Origin of the sequence: Frigoribacterium sp. NBH87, from assembly GCF_014217665.1 — a bacterium.
GTDB classification, from domain to species: Bacteria; Actinomycetota; Actinomycetes; order Actinomycetales; family Microbacteriaceae; genus Frigoribacterium; species Frigoribacterium endophyticum.
On sequence record NZ_CP043650.1, the window covers coordinates 1,076,033 to 1,090,191 of the forward strand.

Genomic DNA, 14,159 nt, shown 5'->3' on the forward strand with positions numbered 1-14,159 from the left:
ACCGTGCGATGCACGAGGGCGCAGGGGCCGGGTGCCTCGACGTCGAACTGCCGTGCCCCGCGTCCCCAGTGGACTCCAGGCTTCCCGCGTAGCCTGCTGCCCAGTCGCCGACCCGTCCGGGTCGACCCGAGAGGTGTCGTCACCATGAAGAAGTCCGCCCGCTGGATCACCGCCGCGGCCGTCCCGGTCGCGGTCGTCGCCGCCGGGGTCGTCGTGCCCGCCGTCTCGGCGAACGCGGAGGTCTCGCTGCCCGACAAGTCGGCGTCGCAGATCCTCCAGATGATCGCGGGCAGCTCCGACGCCGCGTTCTCCGGCACCGTCGAGCAGACCAGCGACCTGGGCCTGCCCGAACTGCCGGGCTCGGCCTCGCGCGGGGGCTCGGGCGACTCCGTCTCGCAGGCCCTCGAGCTGCTGACCGGCAGCCACACCGCCCAGGTCTTCGTCGACGGCGCGTCGAAGCAGCGCGTCCAGGTCGTGGAGGACCTCGCCGAGCGCGACGTCGTGCGCGACGGCGACAGCGTCTGGGCCTGGGACAGCAGCACCAAGGAGGCGACGCACGCCACCCTGCCGGAGCACGAGGCCCGCGAGCTGCCGAGCACGCTGCCCGACGGCACCGCGGTGCCGCAGACGCCCGCCGAGCTGGCCGACGCCCTCGTGGCCGCCGTCGAGCCCAGCACGACCGTGACCACGAGCGACGACGTCTCCGTCGCCGGCCGTGACGCGTACCAGATCGTCCTCACGCCCGACGACGCCTCGACGCTCGTCGGCAGCGCCACGCTCACCGTCGACGCCGAGACCGGCGTGCCCCTCAAGGTCGTCGTGGCCGCGAAGGACCAGGCCGACCCGGCCTTCTCGGTGGGCTTCACCGACGTGGACTTCTCGACCCCCGACTCCGACGTGTTCGACTTCACGGCGCCCGCCGGGGCCGACGTCACCGAGGTGACGCCGCCCGCCGAGGGCACCGGCCACGACGGCCACGGCTCCGACGCCCAGGGCGAGCGCCCGACCGTCGTGGGGTCGGGCTGGAGCACCGTCGTCGGCCTGCCGGCCTCGACGTCGACGGACGCAGCCGTGGGCGGCCAGCCCGCTGACCAGGCCGAGGGAGACGCCGGCGACGCCGCCGCGCTGCTCGACCAGGTGACCACCGCCGTCGACGGCGGCCGCGTGCTGCAGACCTCGCTGGTGAGCGTCTTCCTGGCCGACGACGGCCGGGTGTGGGTGGGGTCCGTGGACGCCGACGCCCTCCGCACCGCCGCCGCCGGCCGGTGACCGACAGCCCGGTGACCGACGCCGCCGCCGAGGCCCCCGCCGACGACGCCCTCGCGATCGAGACGCGGGGGCTCAGCAAGGCCTTCGGTCGGCAGCGCGCCGTGGCCGACGTCGACCTCGCGGTGCCGCGCGGCAGCGTCTACGGGTTCCTCGGGCCGAACGGCTCGGGCAAGACGACCACCATCCGCATGCTGCTCGGCCTCACCTCCGCGACCGACGGCCAGGCGCGGGTGCTCGGCGAGTCGATGCCCGACCGGTCGCGCGACGTCCTGCCCCGCGTCGGAGCGCTCGTCGAGGGCCCGGCCTTCTACCCCTTCCTCTCGGGCCGGGCGAACCTCGCCCGCCTCGACTCGGGCGACCGGAGCGCGCCGTCGGCGACCCGCCGGGCCCGCGTCGGCGCCGCGCTCGACCGTGTCGGCCTCGGCCACGCCGCCGACAAGAAGGCCCACGCCTACTCGCTCGGCATGAAGCAGCGCCTCGGCCTCGCCGCCGCCCTGCTCATGCCGCGCGACCTGCTCGTGCTCGACGAGCCGAGCAACGGACTCGACCCGCAGGGCACGCGCGAGGTGCGCGGCCTCATCCGCTCCCTGGCCGACGAGGGCACGACGGTGTTCGTCTCGAGCCACCTCCTCGCCGAGGTCGAGCAGATGTGCACCCACATCGGCGTGATGAGCGCCGGACGCCTGCTCACCCAGGGCACGCTCGACGACCTGCGAGCCCTCGGCGCCCACCGGGTGCGGTTGCTGACCCCCGACCCCGGGCGGGCCCGCGAGGTGCTCTCGCGCCTCGGCCTCGCGCCCGACCCGGTCGGCGCGGCGCCGGGCACCGGGCCGACGCACGTCGAGGCCGAGCTGCCGCAGCCGGGCCCCTCGCCCGAGTCGATCGTCGCCGCCCTCGTGGCGGCCGACGTGCGCGTGCGCGGCTTCGAGGTCGCCGGCGCCAGCCTGGAGGACCGCTTCGTCGACCTGACCGGGGAGGGCTTCGATGTCGCCGGCTGACGCCCCCGCCCGCCCCGCCCGCCGGGGCAGCGGCCTCGCGCTGCTCGGCAGCGAGGTCGCCGTGCTCTTCCGGCGCGTGCGCACGATCGCGCTGCTCGCGGCCCTCGCGCTCATCCCCGTGCTGCTCGCCGTCGCCGTGCGCGTCACGACCGACGGGTCGGAGGGCGGCGGCGACGGCCCGGCCTTCCTCGGCGACATCACGCAGAACGGACTCTTCGTGTCGCTGACGGCGCTCACGGTGGCGATCCCGCTCTTCCTGCCGCTCACCGTGGGCGTGGTCGCCGGCGACACCGTCGCCGGCGAGGCCAGCCTCGGCACCCTGCGCTACCTCCTCGTGACGCCCGTGGGGCGGGTGCGCCTGGTGCTCGTCAAGTACGCGGGGGCGGCCCTCTTCTGCCTGGTCGCCACCCTCGTCGTGGTGGTGTTCGGCGCGATCGCCGGCGCCGCGCTCTTCCCCGTCGGGCCGGTGACCCTGCTCTCGGGGCAGACCATCGGCGTGGGCGACTACGTCGGCCGCCTGCTGCTGATGGCGCTCTACGTGACGATCTCGCTGCTCGGCCTCAGCGCGATCGGCCTCTTCGCGTCGACGCTCACGAGCGTGCCGGTGGGCGCCATGGCCGCGACCATCGTGCTCTCGACCGTGGCCCAGATCGTCGACGCCCTGCCGCAGCTCGACGCCCTCGACCCGTGGCTGTTCACCCACTACTGGCTCGGCTTCGCCGACCTGATGCGCGACCCCGTCTCGTGGGGGAACTTCGCCGACAACGCCCTGCTGCAGGCCGGCTACGTCGCCGTGTTCGGCGCGCTCGCGCTCGGCCGCTTCACCACGAAGGACGTGCTCAGCTGAGCTGAGCCGGTGGGGCACCGCTCAGAGGCCGAGGGCCCCGGTCGGCAGCACGGCGTGGACGCCCCAGGTCTGGTTCGCGACCTGCGTGACGCGGAGGTCGACGACGGCGCTGGCGAAGGCCAGGGCCGTCGCCCGGTCGACGTCGAGCAGCACGGCGAGCCAGGTCACCATCGCGTCGAGCGCGTCGCCGGTCGCGACGTCGAGGTCGGCGTCGAACCCGAAGGTGACGCGCCCGGCCGGGGTCTCGGCGTGGATGCCGTCGAGCGGGCGGTCGTCGACCAGGTCGACCCGCACCTCCGTCGTCATGGGGCACTCCACCGCCGTGCCGCCGACCTCGCCGTCGCCCTGCGCCGCGTGGCCGTCGCCGAGGTAGAGCAGGGCGTCGTCGACCTGCACGGGCAGGTAGAGGACGGAGCCCGCGACGAGCTCGCGGCAGTCGATGTTGCCGCCGGCCGTGGCGCGCGGGGGCGTCGTGGCGTGCTCGCCCGGCTCGGCGGGCGCCACCCCGGTGACGCCGAGGAAGGGCGCCGTGGGGACGGTGAGGCCCCGGCTCTCGGTGGCCGTGCCGGCGTCGGCGTCGATCTCCCACAGCAGCCAGGAGGGCTCGACGTCGGCGAGGCCGAGGCGGGTGGTCACGGGGGTCTCGCGGCCGCCGGCGACCGTCCAGCCCCACTCGCCGGGCCGCAGGTCGACGAAGGTGACGGCGAGCACCTGGCCGGGGCGCGCTCCCCGGACGGCCACGGGGCCGGTGAGGGCGTGGCCGCGGGCGGGCTCGAACAGGCGCGGGCGGAGCTCGCCCGGCGTCGTCTGGCGCTCGAGGTGGCCCGAGGCGTCGAGCGAGCCCACGACGACGGTGTCGCCGGGGTCGACCGTGAGCACGGGCCGGTGGTCGCGCGAGTAGACGTCGTTCGTCGTCTCGCGCGTGGGGTCGAGGCGGTGGGCGGTCACGCGGCGCCCTCCCCCGGGACGGGCGCGAGCGCGGGCGCGGGCGTGGGCGTGGCCCGGGCCGAGGCGGCCACCGCCGTCGCCCCGCCGACCGCGGTCGCACGCGCCGGGACGACGACGGGCGGCGTCGCCCGGAGCTCGTCGACGACCTCCGCCGGGGCCGTCCGGCTGAGGTAGCCGATGCGCGACTCGCGGACGTGCCAGCCCATCAGCTCGGCGGCCCGGTCGGCGTCGCCGGCGTCGATCGCCGAGAGGATGACCCGGTGGTCGGGCCAGAGCCGCTTGCCGCGCGAGAACGTGTCGAGGGCGTAGAGCCACTCGATCTTGCGCGAGAGCTGACGCAGCAGGGTCGCCAGAGTCATGCTGCCGCTCAGCTCGGCCACCCCGATGTGGAACCGCTCGTTGAGCTCGACGAGCCGGTCGAGGTCGCCGACCTCGATCGCGGCGTCGCCGTCGTCGAGCAGCTGCTCGAGGCCGCGGCGCACGCGCTGCCAGTCGTCGGCCGGCTCGTCGCGCGTGAAGAGCTGGCGCGCCCGGGCCGCGGCCCGACGCGCGGTCGAGATCTCGAGGGCCTCCCGCACCGCGAAGAGGTCGTCGGCCTCGTCGACGGGGATCTCGGCGACCCGCGACCCGACGTTCGGCCGTGACTCGACGAACCCCTCCGCCTCGAGGCCGCGCAGGGCCTCGCGCACCGGCACGCGCGACACCCCGTAGCGCTCGGCGAGCGCCGCCTCGGTGATGCGCGTGCCGGGCTGGAGGGCCCCGGCGACGATGTCGGCGCGCACGGCGTCGACGATGCTCAGCACGACGCCGCCGCTCGGGCGTGCGGCATGGGGTCAGACGGCCAGGCTGGCACCGGGGATCGCTCCTAGGAGGTGGTGGGTGTACTCGTCGGTCGGCGAGAGGAAGACGTCGTCGACGCTGCCCCGCTCGACGATGCGGCCGCGCCGCATCACCACCACACTATGGGCGATCTGCCGCACCACCGCGAGGTCGTGCGTGATGAAGAGGTAGCTCAGGCCCAGGCGCCCCTGCAGCTCGGCGAGCAGCTCGAGGATCTGCTCCTGCACGAGCACGTCGAGGGCCGAGACGGCCTCGTCGCAGATGAGCAGCTCGGGCTCGAGCGCGAGCGCCCGGGCGATCGCCACCCGCTGTCGCTGGCCGCCCGACAGCTCGCCGGGCCTGCTCTGCGCGACCGAGCGGGGCAGGGCGACCTGGTCGAGCAGCTCGGCCACCCGCGCCCGACGCGAGGCGCGGTCGCCGACGCCGAAGACGCGCAGCGGCTCGTCGACCAGCCGCTCGACGCTGTAGGTCGGGTCGAGCGAGCCGTACGGGTCCTGGAAGACGGGCTGCACCCGTCGTCGCAGGGCCCGCCGCGCGGCTCCCCGGCTGGCGGTGATGCCCTCGCCGTCGATCAGCGCGGTGCCCGAGGTCGCCGGCTCGATGCCGAGCACGATGCGCGAGAGCGTCGTCTTGCCCGAGCCCGACTCGCCGACCACCGCGGTCGTGGTGCCCCGCGGCACCTCGAACGAGATGCCGTCGACGGCGCGGACGGTCTCACCACGGCGACCCCGCAGGCGGTACTCCTTGACCAGGTCACGGACCACGAGGATGGGGTCGACCCGCGCCTCCTGCCCCTCCTGGCCCACCGGCTCCTCGGCCCGCAGCGCGGCGGCGGCCGCGACGGTCGGGGCGGCCGCCACCAGGCGCTTCGTGTACTCGTGCTGCGGGTCGAGCAGGATCTGCCGCGGCGTGCCCTGCTCGACGACGCGGCCGTCGAGCATGACGACGATGCGGTCGGTGCGGTCGGCCGCGACGCCGAGGTCGTGCGTGATGAAGAGCAGCGACGTGCCGTGGGCGTCGACCAGGGTCTGCAGGTGGTCGAGGATCTGCCGCTGCACCGTGACGTCGAGCGCGCTGGTCGGCTCGTCGGCGATGAGCAGCTCGGGGTCGCGGGCCAGGGCCACCGCGATCAGCACGCGCTGGCGCATGCCGCCCGAGAACTCGTGCGGGTACTGCCCCGACCGGCGCTCGGCGTCGGGGATGCCCGCCTCGGTCATCAGCTCGACGACGCGGCGGGCGACCGTGGCCCGGCCGCGCGCTCCCCCGGCGCGGAGGGCGTCGGCGACCTGCGCGCCGACGGTCATCGACGGGTTGAGGTTGGTCGACGGGTCCTGCGGGACGAGGCCGATGCGCGCCCCGCGCACGGAGCGCATGCGCGCCTCGCCCGCCCCGGTCAGCTCGTCGCCGCCGAGGTGCACGCTGCCCCCGGTGACGTGGCCGGCGCCGGGCAGCAGCTGCAGCACCGCGGCGACGACGGTCGACTTGCCCGAGCCGGACTGGCCGACGATGGCGACCCGTTCGCCGCGGGCGACGTCGAGGTCGACGCCGTGCACGACGTCGCGGTCGCCGAACGCGACCCGCAGCCCGCGCACGGTGAGCAAGGGCGAGGCGGGCGAGCCCGCGGCGGCGCTCGGGCCCGCGGCGCCGGTCGGGGTGGTCACGCGGTCAGCGTCCTGCGGCATAGGCCTGTGCTCCTCGGGGGTTGGCGGCGGCGCCCAGCACGCCGGTCGCGGGGTCTCGGGTGACGCTCGACAGCCGGCCGAGCGACCAGTCGCCGGCGCGGGTGACGACGTGGCCCCGGCGCTCGAGCTCGGCGATGACGTCGTCGCCGAGGCGGTCCTCGACGACGACGCCGCCGGGAGTCCAGGTGCGCGGCCAGAACGAGCCGGGGAAGGCGGTGGTGTGCAACGCGGGCGCGTCGATCGCCTGCTGCGGGGTCCAGCCGCCGACGAGGGTGCGCAGCAGCCAGAGCAGCTGCCACTGGTCCTGCTGGTCGCCGCCGGGCGAGCCCAGCGCCGCGACCGGCTGGCCGTCACGCAGCACGAGCGTCGGCGTCAGCGTGGTGCGGGGGCGGCGACCGGGCTCGAGCGTCGAGGCCGTGCCCTCCTCCAGCCACGACATCTGCAGGCGGCTGCCGAGGCAGAAGCCGAGCTCGGGGATCGTCGGCGACGACTGCAGCCAGCCCCCCGACGGCGTCGCCGAGACGATGTTGCCCCAGCGGTCGACGACGTCGATGTGGCACGTGTCGCCGCGCATCTCGCCGGTCGGCGCGACGTCGGGCTCGGCGCCCGGCTGGCGGGCGTCGTCGGCGGGCACCGCGGCGAACGAGCCGACGGTGGGCTCGCCGACGCCGCTGGCCGTGGTCTCGTGGTCGGTGCGCAGCGTCGGCAGCCGACCCGCGACTCCTGCCCCTCCGGGGTCGCCCGGCCGCAGCTCGAGCGAGGCGGCCGGGCCGATCAGGGCGCGGCGCTCGGCCGCGTACCCGGGCGACAGCAGCCGGTCGAGCGGCACGTCGCGGTCGCCGTACCAGGCCTCCCGGTCGGCCATCGCGAGCTTCTGGGCCTCGATGATCGTGTGCGCGCCGTCGGCGGTCGACGGGTCGAGCAGCTCGTCGGGCAGCTGCTCGAGCATGGCGAGCACCTGCAGCAGCGCCGGGCCCTGGCCCCACGCGCCGGTCTTGGCGACGACGTGGCCGCGGAACTCGACGGTCGCCGCCTCCTCCGTCGAGGCGCGGAAGGCCGCCAGGTCGGAGGCGCGGATCACGCCCGCGTGGTCGCCCCCGGTCGAGTGCCGGTGCGCGGCCCGCACGAACGCGTCGACCGAGCGCGCCACGAGGCCCTCGGCCCACTCGGTGCGGGCGGCGTCGACGCGGGCGCGACGGGCGGCCTCCCCGGCGGCGGGGCCGGAGCCCTCCTCGGCGACCGGCACCGCGCCTCCCGCGCTCACCAGCCCGTCGAGCACCCGGGCGTACGCCTCGTTGGTCACCAGCGAGCCCGGCTCGGGCGGGGCGCCGTCGACGAGCCAGCGGTCGGCCGACGTGGGCCAGTGCTCGGTGAAGAGGTCGGTGACCGCCGCGATCGTCTCGCTGACGCGGGCGGTGAGCGGGTGGCCGTCGCGGGCGTAGCCGATGGCGTAGGCGAGCACGTCGGCGAGCTCCCACGTGCCGTGGTCGCGGAGCAGCAGCAGCCACGCGTCGACGGCGCCGGGCACGGCGGCGGCGAGGGCGCCCGAGCCGGGCACGAGGTCGAGGCCCTCGGCGCGGTAGTGCTCGACCGTCGCGGCCGCGGGCGCGGGCCCCTGGCCCATCAGCACGACGGGGCGGCCGGGCTCGTCGGCGGTCGCGAAGACCGCCGTCATGTCGCCGCCGGGGCCGTTGAGGTGCGGCTCGACGACGTGCAGCACGAAGGCGCCGGCGACGGCGGCGTCGAAGGCGTTGCCGCCGCGCTCGAGCACCGACTGGGCCGAGGCCGTCGCGAGCCAGTGGGTCGAGGCCGTCATGCCGACGGTGCCCCGCAGGTCGGGCCGGGTGGTGAACGCCGGAGGCGCGGTGTAGGTCACGGGGTCAGTTCCGTTCGCGGGAGGTCGGGTCGAGGGCGTCGCGGAGCGCGTCGCCGACGAGGTTGAAGCCGAGGCAGATGACGGCGATGGCGAGGCCCGGCACGACGGCGGCGAACGGGGCGTTCGCGAGGTACTGCTGCGCGTCGGAGAGCATGATGCCCAGACTGGCCGTCGGCGGCTGGATGCCGAGCCCCAGGAACGACAGCAGCGCCTCCCCGATCACCGCGACGGGCATGATCACGGTCGCCTGGACGATGATCGCCGAGACGCAGTTCGGCAGCACGTGCGTGAAGATCACGCGGAGCCCGGTGGCGTCCATGGTGCGGGCGCTCAGCACGAAGTCGCTCGAGCGGATGCGCAGGGTCTCGCCGCGGACGACGCGGATCATCGTCGGGATCTGCGCGATGCCCAGGGCCACCACGGCGTTGCCGAGGCTCGGCCCGCTGATGGCGGCGAGCGCCACCGCGATGATGAGGAAGGGGAACGCGAGCATGACGTCGGTGAGCCGCGAGACGATCGCGTCGAGCCAGCGCCAGTACCCGGCGACGAGGCCGAGCGGGGTGCCGACGACGACCGCGAGCAGCACGCTGAGCACGCCGACGACGAGCGAGACGCGGATGCCGTAGACCGTGCGCGAGAGGATGTCGCGGCCGAGGTCGTCGGTGCCGAGCAGGAACCCGACGGTGCCGGGCAGCTGGAAGGGCGTGTCGAAGTGCACCTCGGCGGGGCCGTAGGGCGCGATCACCGGGGCGAGCACGCCGGCCACGACGACGACGAGCAGCATCACGGCCCCGGTGACGCCGAGCTTGTTGCGCCGCAGCTGGCCCCAGACGCGGCCACGGGCCGAGCCGAGCTCGTGGGTGGTGGGCACGAGGACGGTCATCAGGAGGCTCCTCCGACTCGGATGCGCGGGTTCAGGACGCTGTAGAGCACGTCCACCACGAGGTTGATGAGGATGTAGCCGAGGGTGATGACGAGCACGACGGCCTGCACCACCGGGTAGTCGCGGGTGAAGACCGCGTCGAGGGTGAGCTTGCCGAAGCCCGGCAGCGCGAAGATGCGCTCGGTGACGACGGCGCCCGAGATGAGCCCGCCGAGCTGCAGGCCGACGATCGTCACGACGACGATCATCGAGTTGCGCAGCCCGTAGCGGAGCAGCACGCGGCCGCGGCCGAGGCCCTTCGCCCGGGCGGTGCGGACGTAGTCGGTCGTCATCGTCTCGATCATCGACGCCCGCGTCTGCCGCATGATCACGGCGGCGAGCGACGTGCCGAGGATGAGCGCCGGCAGCGTCAGGTGCACGAGCGCCTGCCACGGGTCGTCGCTGACGGGCACGTAGCCGGAGGCGGGGAAGAGCCCCAGCCCGACGGCCAGCCACAGGATCGCCAGGATCCCGAGCCAGAAGTTCGGCACGCTGAGCCCGACGAGGGCGGCGGCGTTGGCCATCCACTCCGGCCAGCGGCCGCGCCAGCGCTCGGCGACGACGCCCAGGGCGACCCCGACGACGACGGCCACGACGATGGCGTAGAGCGCCAGCCACAGGGTCACCGGCAGGGTCGCCCCGATCAGCTCGGTGACCGGCGTGCCCGTGCGGGTGGACTGCCCGAGGTCGCCGCGGAGGAAGGCGCCGGCGAAGCGCAGGTACTGCACGACGAGCGAGTCGTCGAGCCCGAGGTCGGCGCGGATGGCCGCGACCTGCTCCGGGCTCGCCTCCTCACCCGCGAGGGCGAGGGCCGGGTCGCCCGGCAGCTGCCGCACGCCGAGGAAGACGACGACCGAGGCGAGCACGAGCGTCACGGCCGACTGCCACAGGCGGGTGAGGAGGTAGCGCGTCATGGCTCAGTCGGCCTCGACGAACGCGGCGGTGCTGAGGCGGACGACGCCGTCGGCGTAGGTCGACACCCCGGCGATGTCGTTCGACAGCGCGGTGAGGCTGCGCACGCGGTACAGGTAGATGATCGGGTCGTCCTCCTGCACCTTCTCGACGACCTGGCCGTAGAGCTCGGCGCGCTCGTCGACGTCGGTCGTCGAGGCGGCGTCGCCGAGCAGCTCGTCCACCTCGTCGTCGCTGTAGCCGCTGTAGTTGTTGCCGGCGCCCGTCGACAGGAAGTTGAACATGTTGCCGTTCGGGTCGATGCGGCCCGACCAGCCGAGCTGCAGCGCCTCGAAGTCGCCCTGCGTCTGCACGTCGAGCAGCGTCGAGTACTCGACGGGCGTGATGGTCAGCTCGAAGCCGCCGTCGGCGACCTGGGCCTGCAGCGCCTGGGCGAAGCGGACGGTGTCGGGGTTGTTGCTCACCTGCATGTCGATGGCGAGGGGCGTGTCGACGCCCTCGTCCTCGAGCATCTGCTTCGCGGCCTCGGGGTCGTAGTCGGGGCACGCGTCGCTCGCCTCGGTGGCGAAGGGGCTGCTCGGCGAGATCGGCGAGCAGGCCGGGTCGTAGAGGCCGCCGAAGACGGTCTTCACGAGCGCTTCGCGGTCGATCGACATCGAGAGCGCCTGGCGCACGACGGCGTTGCTCGCGAGCGGGGTGTCGATCTGCACGGGCTCGGTGCCGATGCCGTCCTGGTTGCCGATGTTGACGGTGAGGCCCTGGTAGCCGAGCGAGCCGACCTCGAGCACCGTCAGCGAGTCGTCCTCCTTGAGCGTGCCGACGTCCTGCGTCGACATCGAGTCGGCGACCTGGACGTCGCCCGACTGCAGGTTCGCGGCGCGGATGCTGGCGTCGGTGATGATGCGGTAGGTGATGGTGTCGAAGTGGGCCGACTCGGCGTCGTAGTAGAGCGGGTCGCGCTCGACGGTGATCGAGGTCTGCGGCACGCGCTCGACGAACTTGTACGGGCCGACGCAGACGGGCGCGTCGCCGAAGGCCTCGCCGGCGGAGGCCAGCGCGGTGGGCGACATGACCATGCCGGCACGGTCGGCGAGGGCGGCCGTCAGCGGGGCGAAGGGCTCGGAGTAGGTGACCTCGACGGTCGAGTCGTCGACCGCGCTGATGCCCGTGATCGGGCCGAGCTCGCTGCGCCGCGACGAGTCGTCCTTGTCGAGGCCGCGCTGCAGGGTCGTGACGACGGCGGCCGCGTCGAGGGGCGTGCCGTCGGCGAAGACGGCGTCGGTGCGCACCGGGAAGGTCACCGTCAGGCCGTCGTCGCTGACCTCGGGCAGCTCGGTCGCGAGCATCGGGACGATCTGCCCCTCCGCGTCGATGTCGTAGAGCTTCTGGCACATCGTCTCCATCACGTAGCGCGTGTAGAGCGACGAGGATGTGGTGGGGTCGAGCCGGTCGGGCTCGGCCGACAGCGCCATGACGAGGTCGCCGCCCTCGACGATCGTCGAGTCGCCGAGGGGCGCGGTCGACACGTCCTCACGGCTGCCGGCGGACGGGGTGTCGGTGGTCTGGACCTGCTGGCACCCGGTCACCGCGAGGGCGAGACCGAGGGCGGCGGCCGGCAGCGCGAGCGCGCGTCGCCGGGGGAACGAGGTGCGAGGCATGTGTGATCCGATGCTCGAGGGTGCGGGAGGGAGTGGATTGAATGCAATCAGCCGCACAGGCTCGGTTTCGTATACAACGCGTTACGACCATGTAAAACGTGCCCCGGACGAGGGGGGCGGGAGGCGCGGGTCGCCCCGGGCGGGCCAGGCCGGCCAGGCGCGGGTCGGGTCGGGGCGGGGCGGGCGGATCGGGCGGGTCAGGCCGTCCCGCGCACGACCATCTCGGTCGGCAGGGTGATCGTCGCCGGCTTCTCGCCCGCGATGACCTGGAGCAGCAGCCGCACCATCTCGGCGCTGATCCGGTCGAACGGCTGCCGCATCGTCGTCAGCGGCGGCTCGGTCTGCGCCGCCACGCTCGAGTCGTCGAAGCCGCCGACGGCGACGTCGTCGGGCACGCGCCGCCCGAGGTCGCGCAGGGCGTCGAGGGCGCCCGCGGCCATCCGGTCGTTCGCCGCGAAGACGGCGTCGAGGTCGGGGTGCACCGCGAGCAGCTCGCGCATCGCGGCGTCGCCGCTGGCCCGGCTGTAGTCGCCGTGCGCGACGAGGGTCGGGTCGTACTCGTCGCCGAGCTCGGCCCGGTAGCCGTCGAGGCGGATCAGCCCGCCCGGGGTGTCGGCCGGCCCCGTGATCGTCGCGACGCGGCGCCGCCCCCTCGAGCGCAGGTAGGCGACCATGTCGCGGGCGCCCTGCTCGTCGTCGGCCCCGACGTGCCCGAGCTTCTTCTCGTAGCCGAGCGGGATGCCGCAGGCGATCGCGGGCACGCCCGCCGCGACGACGTCGGCGAGCAGGCGCTGGCCGCTGTGGGCCGAGACGAGCAGCACGCCGTCGACGTGCCCCGCCTGGATGTACGCCACCGCGCGCTCCTGCTCGGCGACCGTGCCGGCCATGATCAGCACGAGCGACTTCTCGGCCGCGGCGAGGGCCGCCGCGGTGCCCTTGAGCAGCGCGGAGAAGTTCGGGTCCTCGAAGAGCTGCTGGTGGTCCTCGGTGAGGAGGAAGGCGACCGAGTCGGTGCGGTTCGTCGCGAGGCTGCGGGCGTGGGGGTTGACGCGGTAGCCGGTCTGCTTGATGGCCCGGTCGACCGCCCCCTTGGCGTCGGGGCTGACCCAGCGGCCGCCGTTGAGCACCCGCGAGACGGTGCCGCGCGAGACGCCGGCCGCGGTCGCGACGTCGTCGATCGTCGGTCGCCGGCCCGTCGCGCTGCTCACGCGGGACAGCCTAGGGGCGACCGCCCCGCCCGCCACGCCCCGCCGCCTACTTGACCGCGCCGGCGGCGAGGTCCACGCGCCAGAAGCGCTGCAGCACCAGGAAGATCGCGATCAGCGGGATGACCGAGAGCAGCGCGCCGGTGATGACGAGCGTGTACAGCGCCGGTGCCGAGGCCCCCTGGTTGAGCAGGCCGTTGAGGCCGACCGTGAGGGGGAAGAGCGAGTCGTCGCCGAGCATGATGTACGGCAGCATGAAGTTGTTCCAGATGGCGACGAACTGGAACAGGAAGATCGTGACGAGCCCGGGCAGCAACATCGGCACGGCGATCTCCGAGAAGATGCCCATCTCGGTGGCGCCCTCGGTGCGGGCCGCCTCGATGACGTCGGTCGGCACGGCCGCCGCGGCGTAGATGCGGGCCAGGTAGATGCCGTAGGGGCTGATGATCTGGGGCAGCAGCACGCCCCAGAACGTGTTGGTCAGGCCGACGTTCGCGAGCAGGAAGTACTGCGGGATGGCCAGGATCACGCCGGGCACCAGAACGCCCATGAGCAGCACGTTGAAGACGACCTTCTTGCCCGGGAACTCGAACTTCGCCAGCACGTAGCCCGAGAGCGCCGACACGTAGGTCGAGGCGATCGCCCCGATGCCCGCGTAGAGCGCGGTGTTGAGCATCCAGCGCCAGAACAGCCCGTCGCGGTACTGCGTCAGCGCGACGACGTTGTCGATCAGGTGGCCGCTCGGGGCCAGGGTGAAGGTCGAGAACAGCTCGCCGCCGTCCTTGGTCGAGGCCATCACGACCCACAGCACGGGGAAGAGGCAGTAGACGGCGCCCATCAGCAGCAGCACGGTCGAGACGACGCTCGGCCGCTCGGCGTGCAGGCGCGGGGCGGAGGGGTCGCGGCGCGGCCGCGCGGGGGCGACGGGGCGGGCGCCGGAGGCGCGGGTCGGGTCGGCCGGGGAGGCCGCGGCCTCGGGGGCGGTGTCGAGGGTGGTCATGG

General features: G+C 74.4%; 12 protein-coding genes. 3 read left to right on the plus strand and 9 right to left on the minus strand.

Going from position 1 to position 14,159, the window contains the following annotated elements:
- Positions 1-144: 144 nt before the first annotated feature.
- Genes F1C15_RS05020 through F1C15_RS05030 form a run of 3 tightly spaced genes read left to right on the plus strand, consistent with a single transcriptional unit; the run spans position 145 to position 3,114 of the window.
- The gene (locus F1C15_RS05020) at positions 145-1,269 is read left to right on the plus strand and encodes a DUF2092 domain-containing protein (RefSeq protein ID WP_185233337.1); all 1,125 of its coding nucleotides are present in this window, start codon (positions 145-147) and stop codon (positions 1,267-1,269) included.
- A gap of 11 nt (positions 1,270-1,280) precedes the next feature.
- Entirely contained in the window at positions 1,281-2,267 is a 987-nt protein-coding gene (locus F1C15_RS05025) for an ABC transporter ATP-binding protein (RefSeq protein WP_185233339.1), read from the plus strand.
- Positions 2,254-3,114 carry an ABC transporter permease gene (locus F1C15_RS05030; RefSeq protein WP_056056599.1) on the plus strand — a complete coding sequence of 287 codons (861 nt, stop codon included), beginning with the start codon at positions 2,254-2,256 and terminating at the stop codon, positions 3,112-3,114. The genes F1C15_RS05025 and F1C15_RS05030 overlap by 14 nt, the downstream gene beginning before the upstream one ends.
- Positions 3,115-3,135: 21 nt before the next feature.
- Here the strand turns inward: F1C15_RS05030 and F1C15_RS05035 are convergent, their stop codons facing one another.
- The 9 genes from F1C15_RS05035 to F1C15_RS05075 form a co-directional block, all read right to left on the minus strand.
- The gene (locus F1C15_RS05035) at positions 3,136-4,062 is read right to left on the minus strand and encodes an acetamidase/formamidase family protein (RefSeq protein ID WP_056056601.1); all 927 of its coding nucleotides are present in this window, start codon (positions 4,060-4,062) and stop codon (positions 3,136-3,138) included.
- On the minus strand, positions 4,059-4,865 hold the full coding sequence (locus tag F1C15_RS05040) for a GntR family transcriptional regulator (RefSeq protein WP_305038472.1): 807 nt from the start codon (positions 4,863-4,865) through the stop codon (positions 4,059-4,061). The genes F1C15_RS05035 and F1C15_RS05040 overlap by 4 nt, the downstream gene beginning before the upstream one ends.
- 30 nt (positions 4,866-4,895) lie before the next feature.
- Complete coding sequence (locus F1C15_RS05045; protein WP_185233341.1) at positions 4,896-6,584, minus strand: ABC transporter ATP-binding protein; 1,689 nt, start codon at positions 6,582-6,584, stop codon at positions 4,896-4,898.
- Positions 6,568-8,460 carry a gamma-glutamyltransferase family protein gene (locus F1C15_RS05050; RefSeq protein ID WP_255465494.1) on the minus strand — a complete coding sequence of 631 codons (1,893 nt, stop codon included), beginning with the start codon at positions 8,458-8,460 and terminating at the stop codon, positions 6,568-6,570. Before F1C15_RS05050 ends, F1C15_RS05045 begins: the two co-directional genes overlap by 17 nt.
- Positions 8,461-8,464: 4 nt before the next feature.
- A complete protein-coding gene (locus tag F1C15_RS05055; protein ID WP_185233343.1) occupies positions 8,465-9,343 on the minus strand; it encodes an ABC transporter permease in 879 nt (292 codons plus the stop codon).
- A complete protein-coding gene (locus F1C15_RS05060; protein ID WP_056056607.1) occupies positions 9,343-10,296 on the minus strand; it encodes an ABC transporter permease in 954 nt (317 codons plus the stop codon). The genes F1C15_RS05055 and F1C15_RS05060 overlap by 1 nt, the downstream gene beginning before the upstream one ends.
- A 3-nt stretch (positions 10,297-10,299) precedes the next feature.
- Entirely contained in the window at positions 10,300-11,952 is a 1,653-nt protein-coding gene (locus tag F1C15_RS05065) for an ABC transporter substrate-binding protein (RefSeq protein ID WP_185233345.1), read from the minus strand.
- Positions 11,953-12,149: 197 nt separating this feature from the next.
- Positions 12,150-13,160, minus strand: a complete 1,011-nt coding sequence (locus tag F1C15_RS05070) for a LacI family DNA-binding transcriptional regulator (RefSeq protein WP_185233347.1) — start codon at positions 13,158-13,160, stop codon at positions 12,150-12,152.
- Positions 13,161-13,206: 46 nt separating this feature from the next.
- A complete protein-coding gene (locus F1C15_RS05075; RefSeq protein WP_185233349.1) occupies positions 13,207-14,157 on the minus strand; it encodes a carbohydrate ABC transporter permease in 951 nt (316 codons plus the stop codon).
- Positions 14,158-14,159 lie beyond the last annotated feature (2 nt).

Excerpts from the sequence above, each read along its gene's own strand:
- F1C15_RS05045 (WP_185233341.1), bottom strand. The coding sequence starts at position 6,584 with ATGCCGCAGGACGCTGACCGCGTGACCACCCCGACCGGCGCCGCGGGC.
- F1C15_RS05020 (WP_185233337.1), top strand. The coding sequence starts at position 145 with ATGAAGAAGTCCGCCCGCTGGATCACCGCCGCGGCCGTCCCGGTCGCG.
- F1C15_RS05030 (WP_056056599.1), top strand. The coding sequence starts at position 2,254 with ATGTCGCCGGCTGACGCCCCCGCCCGCCCCGCCCGCCGGGGCAGCGGC.
- F1C15_RS05055 (WP_185233343.1), bottom strand. The coding sequence starts at position 9,343 with ATGACCGTCCTCGTGCCCACCACCCACGAGCTCGGCTCGGCCCGTGGC.
- F1C15_RS05065 (WP_185233345.1), bottom strand. The coding sequence starts at position 11,952 with ATGCCTCGCACCTCGTTCCCCCGGCGACGCGCGCTCGCGCTGCCGGCC.
- F1C15_RS05075 (WP_185233349.1), bottom strand. The coding sequence starts at position 14,157 with ATGACCACCCTCGACACCGCCCCCGAGGCCGCGGCCTCCCCGGCCGAC.
- F1C15_RS05060 (WP_056056607.1), bottom strand. The coding sequence starts at position 10,296 with ATGACGCGCTACCTCCTCACCCGCCTGTGGCAGTCGGCCGTGACGCTC.